The 6,300-nt window shown below is 56.3% G+C and carries 6 protein-coding genes; all 6 read left to right on the forward strand.

Annotated features, from left to right (window positions below; genetic code table 11):
• Positions 1 to 211: 211 nt before the first annotated feature.
• The 6 genes from ACZRKZ_RS23580 to msrQ all read left to right on the forward strand — a co-directional run bounded on the left by ACZRKZ_RS23580 (position 212) and on the right by msrQ (position 6,194).
• Positions 212 to 1,936: an acetolactate synthase 3 large subunit gene (locus ACZRKZ_RS23580; protein WP_463970196.1), complete on the forward strand. Its 1,725-nt coding sequence runs from the start codon at positions 212 to 214 to the stop codon at positions 1,934 to 1,936.
• A 2-nt stretch (positions 1,937 to 1,938) separates the two neighbouring features.
• Entirely contained in the window at positions 1,939 to 2,430 is a 492-nt protein-coding gene (gene ilvN, locus ACZRKZ_RS23585; protein WP_003176102.1) for an acetolactate synthase small subunit, read from the forward strand.
• A 48-nt stretch (positions 2,431 to 2,478) separates the two neighbouring features.
• Positions 2,479 to 3,495, forward strand: coding sequence for a ketol-acid reductoisomerase (ilvC, locus tag ACZRKZ_RS23590; RefSeq protein WP_133103540.1), 1,017 nt, complete (start codon positions 2,479 to 2,481; stop codon positions 3,493 to 3,495).
• A 144-nt stretch (positions 3,496 to 3,639) separates the two neighbouring features.
• Positions 3,640 to 4,497 (forward strand): CDP-diacylglycerol--serine O-phosphatidyltransferase, encoded by an 858-nt coding sequence (gene pssA / locus ACZRKZ_RS23595; protein ID WP_463970198.1) that lies wholly within the window; start codon positions 3,640 to 3,642, stop codon positions 4,495 to 4,497.
• A 63-nt stretch (positions 4,498 to 4,560) separates the two neighbouring features.
• A complete protein-coding gene (gene msrP, locus ACZRKZ_RS23600) occupies positions 4,561 to 5,574 on the forward strand; it encodes a protein-methionine-sulfoxide reductase catalytic subunit MsrP (protein ID WP_463982895.1) in 1,014 nt (337 codons plus the stop codon).
• Positions 5,574 to 6,194: a protein-methionine-sulfoxide reductase heme-binding subunit MsrQ gene (gene msrQ / locus ACZRKZ_RS23605; RefSeq protein WP_463982896.1), complete on the forward strand. Its 621-nt coding sequence runs from the start codon at positions 5,574 to 5,576 to the stop codon at positions 6,192 to 6,194. Before msrP ends, msrQ begins: the two co-directional genes overlap by 1 nt.
• The last annotated feature ends 106 nt before the right edge of the window (positions 6,195 to 6,300 follow it).

Below are 6,300 nucleotides of genomic sequence, written 5' to 3' on the forward strand. Positions count from 1 at the left end.
GGCGTATATCCGCGCCGACCTGTTACACCCGCAACGCGTTACCTCGCGCTGGGTGGGAAAGTCCCGCAACACTTGGGACGATCCCAATACTTGCTCAGTCAGTGCTGACGTAGTCGGCGACCACCGTCGCTCATGCTCTGCTGAGAAGTAAACCTATTAAGACCCGTCGGTTTTTAACGGACGGTATTCTGGCGTTTTAGAGGTGAACAACGTGGAGCTTTTATCTGGCGGTGAGATGCTCGTCCGCTTTTTGCGTGACGAAGGCGTCGACTATATCTACGGGTACCCAGGTGGTGCTCTGCTGCATGTCTACGACGCACTGTTCAAGGAACCGGCTGTCACCCACATCCTGGTTCGTCACGAACAGGCCGCAACCCATATGGCTGATGGTTATGCCCGTGCCACCGGTAAAGCCGGCGTGGTACTGGTGACGTCTGGCCCTGGCGCGACCAATGCCATCACCGGCATCGCGACTGCTTATATGGACTCCATTCCGATGGTGATCATTTCCGGCCAGGTGGCGAGCACCATGGTCGGTACCGATGCATTCCAGGAAACCGACATGATCGGTATCTCCCGGCCGATCGTGAAGCACAGCTTCATGATCAAGCATGCTTCGGAAATCCCGGAAGTCATGAAAAAGGCGTTCTACCTCGCTCAATCCGGTCGCCCGGGCCCCGTGGTGGTTGATATCCCGAAAGATATGACCAACCCGGCGGAAAAATTCGAATACATCTTCCCGAAAAAGGCCAAGCTGCGCTCCTACAGCCCAGCCGTTCGTGGGCACTCGGGGCAAATTCGCAAGGCGGCAGAAATGCTCCTGGCGGCCAAGCGTCCGGTGCTTTACGCGGGTGGAGGGGTGATCCTGGGAGGCGGTTCCGCACCGCTGACTGAACTGGCGAAGATGCTCAACCTGCCGGTGACCAATACGCTGATGGGCTTGGGCTCATACCCTGGTTCGGATCGGCAGTTCGTCGGCATGCTCGGCATGCACGGCAGCTACACCGCTAACCTGACCATGCACCATGCCGACGTGATCCTTGCGGTTGGTGCACGGTTCGATGACAGGGTAATCAATGGTGCGAGCAAGTTCTGCCCGAATGCCAAGATCATCCACATCGACATCGACCCGGCGTCTATCTCCAAGACCATCAAGGCTGATGTGCCTATCGTTGGTCCTGTGGAAAGCGTGCTGACCGAAATGGTCGCGGCACTCAAGGACATCGGCGAAACGCCGAACAAGGATTCCGTCGCCAGTTGGTGGAAACAGATCGACGAGTGGCGCGGTGACCGCGGCCTGTTCCCTTACGACAAGGGCGACGGCAGCATCATCAAGCCTCAGACCGTGATCGAAACCCTGTGCGAAGTGACCAAGGGCGATGCCTATGTCACCTCCGACGTAGGTCAGCACCAGATGTTCGCGGCGCAGTACTACCGGTTCGACAAGCCTAACCGCTGGATCAACTCTGGTGGCCTGGGCACGATGGGCTTTGGTTTCCCTGCTGCCATGGGTGTGAAGCTGAGCTTCCCTGATGCCGACGTCGCTTGCGTCACCGGCGAGGGCAGCATCCAGATGAACATCCAGGAGCTGTCGACGTGTCTGCAATATGGCCTGCCGGTGAAGATCATTTGCTTGAACAACGGCGTGCTGGGCATGGTTCGCCAGTGGCAGGACATGAGCTACGGCAGCCGACACTCCCACTCCTACATGGAGTCTCTGCCTGACTTCGTCAAACTGGTTGAAGCCTATGGCCATGTTGGCATGCGCATCACCGATTTGAAGGATTTGAAGCCGAAGATGGAAGAGGCGTTCGCCCTGAAGGATCGCCTGGTGTTCATCGATATTCAGGTCGACACCAGTGAGCACGTCTACCCGATGCAGATCAAAGACGGCTCTATGCGCGACATGTGGCTGAACAAAACGGAGCGTACCTAATTATGCGGCATATTATCTCCCTGCTTCTGGAGAACGAACCGGGCGCTCTGTCTCGTGTGGTCGGCCTGTTTTCACAACGCAACTACAACATCGAAAGCCTGACTGTGGCGCCGACCGAAGACCCAACCCTGTCGCGCCTGACGTTGACTACTGTTGGCCATGATGAGGTGATCGAGCAGATCACCAAGAACCTCAACAAACTGATCGAAGTGGTCAAGCTGGTCGACTTGTCGGAAAGTGCCCACATCGAGCGCGAGCTGATGCTGGTTAAGGTTAAGGCTACGGGCGCTCAACGTGCCGAGATCAAGCGCACTACCGACATCTATCGCGGGCAGATCGTCGATGTGAGCGCCAGCGTTTATACCGTTCAATTGACCGGTACAAGCGACAAGCTGGACAGCTTCATCCAGTCGATCGGGACGGCCTCGATTCTGGAAACTGTACGCAGTGGCGTCACCGGGATCGCCCGTGGCGACAAAGTACTCAGCATCTAACCAAAATTAGCGAATGGCCTTAACGGCCTGGATATATAGAGGAACCTCATGAAAGTTTATTACGATAAAGATTGTGACCTGTCGATCATCCAGGGCAAAAAAGTCGCCATCATCGGCTACGGCTCCCAGGGTCACGCTCAAGCCTGCAACCTGAAAGACTCCGGCGTCGATGTGACTGTTGGTCTGCGCAAAGGCTCGGCCACTGTGGCCAAGGCCGAAGCTCACGGCCTGAAAGTTACCGACGTGGCTTCTGCTGTTGCTGCTGCCGACGTGGTCATGATCCTGACCCCGGATGAGTTCCAGTCCGCGCTGTACAAGACCGAAGTTGAGCCGAACATCAAGAAGGGCGCCACCCTGGCCTTCTCCCACGGCTTCGCGATCCACTACAACCAGGTTGTGCCACGCGCCGACCTCGACGTGATCATGATCGCGCCGAAAGCGCCGGGCCACACCGTGCGTACCGAGTTCGTCAAGGGCGGCGGTATTCCTGACCTGATCGCGATCTACCAGGACGCCTCGGGCAATGCCAAGAACGTTGCACTGTCTTACGCTGCTGGCGTCGGTGGCGGTCGTACCGGCATCATCGAAACCACCTTCAAGGACGAGACCGAAACCGACCTGTTCGGCGAACAAGCCGTTCTGTGCGGCGGTACCGTTGAGCTGGTTAAAGCCGGTTTCGAAACTTTGGTTGAAGCTGGTTACGCGCCAGAAATGGCCTACTTTGAATGCCTGCACGAACTGAAGCTGATCGTTGACCTCATGTACGAAGGCGGTATCGCCAACATGAACTACTCGATCTCCAACAACGCTGAATACGGCGAGTACGTGACTGGCCCGGAAGTGATCAACGCTGAATCCCGTCAGGCTATGCGCAACGCCCTGAAACGTATTCAGGACGGCGAATATGCCAAAATGTTCATCAGCGAAGGCGCAACCGGCTACCCTTCGATGACCGCCAAGCGCCGTAACAACGCCGCTCACGGTATCGAAATCATCGGCGAGCAACTGCGCTCCATGATGCCGTGGATCGGTGCCAACAAGATCGTCGACAAAGCCAAGAACTAAGTCGTACGTATCAAGGAAAAACGCGGCCTAGGCCGCGTTTTTTCGTTTGGGGGGCAGGTTCTGGTATAAAGCTGCATCGTTTGCGGGCGAACACTCGCCGCAAGTTTCTGTCGAAATTTTTCAAACCGTTGCAAGGTAAAGTCCATGAGCGAACGTCTCGAAGAGCCAAACCAGGCTTCTGACGCCGAAAGCCTGCTACCGATCGATGAGCATGTCGAAGAAGGGCATGACGCTGAAGGCCGTAAAGTCCGGCACCGTGGTATCTATCTTCTGCCTAATCTGTTCACTACTGCGAACCTGTTCGCTGGCTTCTATTCCATTATCAATTCCATGAGTGCCCAGAGCGCTCTTGCGGCCGGTGATACGGTCAGTGCCAGCAAGTACTTTGGCTTTGCTGCGATAGCGATCTTCGTGGCCATGGTCCTCGATGGTCTGGATGGTCGTGTCGCGCGGATGACCAACACCCAGAGTGCATTCGGTGCCGAGTATGACTCGCTTTCCGACATGGTCGCCTTTGGTGTCGCGCCGGCGTTGCTGGCGTTTGCCTGGGCCCTGGGTGATATGGGTAAGGTTGGCTGGATGGTGGCGTTCATTTATGTTGCGGGCGCGGCGTTACGTCTGGCGCGTTTCAATACCCAGGTGGGCACGGCCGACAAGCGTTACTTCATCGGCCTGGCCAGTCCGGCTGCAGCGGGTGTGGTTGCCGGTATCGTCTGGGCATTCAGTGACTATGGCATCCAGGGGTCGAAGATGTCGTTCCTGGTCGCGTTGATGGTGGCTGCTGCCGGTATGCTGATGGTCAGTAATATCAAGTACAACAGCTTCAAGGAACTCGATCTCAAGGGGCGCGTGCCCTTCGTGGCGATCCTTGCGGTGGTGTTGGTATTCGCGGTGGTCTTCAGTGATCCGCCGCGGATACTGTTGCTGGTGTTCCTTGCCTATGCTGCTTCCGGCCCGGTGCAGTATTTGCTCGATCTTCGTAGGCGTAAAACGTTGCCTTAATGTAATTTCCCCCATACTCCGCAGTCTATTGGTGCATCAGTCCTCCAAAGCTGCGGAGTTGCCATGTTAATCAAGTTGCCCCAACCGTCCGATTGCCAAGAGTCGGAAGTCACTCCCGAATCCCTCTATTTCTCTCGCCGCAGCTTGCTCGGTGGTGCGCTTGCTGGCATGACTACCAGTAGCCTGCCGCGCTGGGCCAGTGCTGATGACGCTGCCCGTTATGCGGGCGTCGAGCCAGGCAAGGCGCCAGGCTGGTTTGCCGACAAACTGCCAAGTACCAAGTGGCAGGCGGTTACCGTCAAGGACGAGACGATCACGCCATTCAAGGACGCGACGCACTACAACAACTTCTATGAGTTCGGCACTGACAAGGGCGATCCGGCAACCAATGCGGGGTCCCTCAAGACCGAGCCGTGGAGTGTGGTGATCGATGGTGAAGTCGCAAAACCTGGGCGCTATGCCCTGGAAGACTTCATGAAGCCCTATCGGTTGGAGGAGCGTATCTATCGTCTGCGCTGTGTTGAGGCGTGGTCGATGGTGATTCCATGGATTGGCTTTCCGATTTCTGCGTTGCTCAAGCAGGTCGAGCCTACTTCCAAGGCCAAGTACATCCGTTTTGAAACCCTGCAGGACCCCAAGAGTATGCCGGGGCAGCGCTCCAGTTTTGCCCTGATTGACTGGCCTTATGTAGAAGGGTTGCGTCTTGATGAGGCGATGAATCCTTTGGCAATCCTGGCGGTGGGTATGTACGGCCGTGAGTTGCCTAATCAGAACGGCGCACCCTTGCGTCTGGTGGTGCCGTGGAAGTACGGCTTCAAGAGCGTTAAATCCATTGTGCGAATCAGTCTGGTCAGCGAGCAGCCGAAAACCACGTGGCAAAGCATCGCTGCAGATGAGTATGGTTTTTACGCGAACGTGAACCCTACCGTCGATCATCCGCGCTGGACCCAGGCGCGGGAGCGACGTTTGCCGAGCGGCCTGTTCAGTCCCAATGTGCGCGAGACGCAAATGTTCAATGGCTACGCCGATGAAGTCGCCTCTTTATATACAGGTCTCGATTTGCGGAAGAACTATTGATGCGATACCCGATCTGGCGCCTCGGCGTCTTTATAGCTGTGGCCGTATGGCCGTTGCTCTGGTTGTATGAGGCTTGGAGCTTCTCCCTTGGGCCTGATCCAGGGAAAGTGCTGGTGGACAGGCTGGGGCTTGGTACTTTGGTGCTGTTGCTGATAACCCTGAGCATGACGCCACTGCACAAACTCAGCGGTTGGGCGGGGTGGATCGGTGTGCGCCGGCAGTTAGGGTTGTGGTGCTTTGCCTATGTGGTTTTGCACCTGGCTGCCTACAGCGTCTTTATCCTGGGGCTTGACTGGTCACAACTGGGTGTAGAGCTGCGCAAGCGGCCCTATATTATTGTGGGTGCCTTGGGCTTCCTTTGCCTCTTGGTGCTGGCGGTAACGTCAAACCGCTATAGCCAGCGTCGGTTGGGTGCGCGCTGGAAGACGCTGCATCGTTTGGTTTACGTGATTCTCGGGCTTGGTCTGCTGCATATGTTGTGGATCGTTCGTGCTGACCTGAAGGAGTGGGCTATCTATGCATCTATAGGTGCACTGCTCCTGGTGCTGCGGGTACCGCCGGTAATGCGCCGGATTCCACGTCTTATAGCGAAAAAAGCACCTTCTGCAACAAAAGCGTAATTAACCCTTGACGGCAGATTCTGGAAGTCTATAATTCGCCCCACTTCCGGCGCAGTCGAAACGGAAAACTCCTTGGTAAACAAAGAGTTATGTAGGTTTCGATAGC

This window comes from Pseudomonas sp. c313 (assembly GCF_055407145.1).

Coding starts and splice junctions, on each gene's coding strand:
- ilvN (WP_003176102.1), top strand. CDS start 1,939: ATGCGGCATATTATCTCCCTGCTTCTGGAGAACGAACCGGGCGCTCTG.
- ilvC (WP_133103540.1), top strand. CDS start 2,479: ATGAAAGTTTATTACGATAAAGATTGTGACCTGTCGATCATCCAGGGC.
- pssA (WP_463970198.1), top strand. CDS start 3,640: ATGAGCGAACGTCTCGAAGAGCCAAACCAGGCTTCTGACGCCGAAAGC.
- msrP (WP_463982895.1), top strand. CDS start 4,561: ATGTTAATCAAGTTGCCCCAACCGTCCGATTGCCAAGAGTCGGAAGTC.
- msrQ (WP_463982896.1), top strand. CDS start 5,574: ATGCGATACCCGATCTGGCGCCTCGGCGTCTTTATAGCTGTGGCCGTA.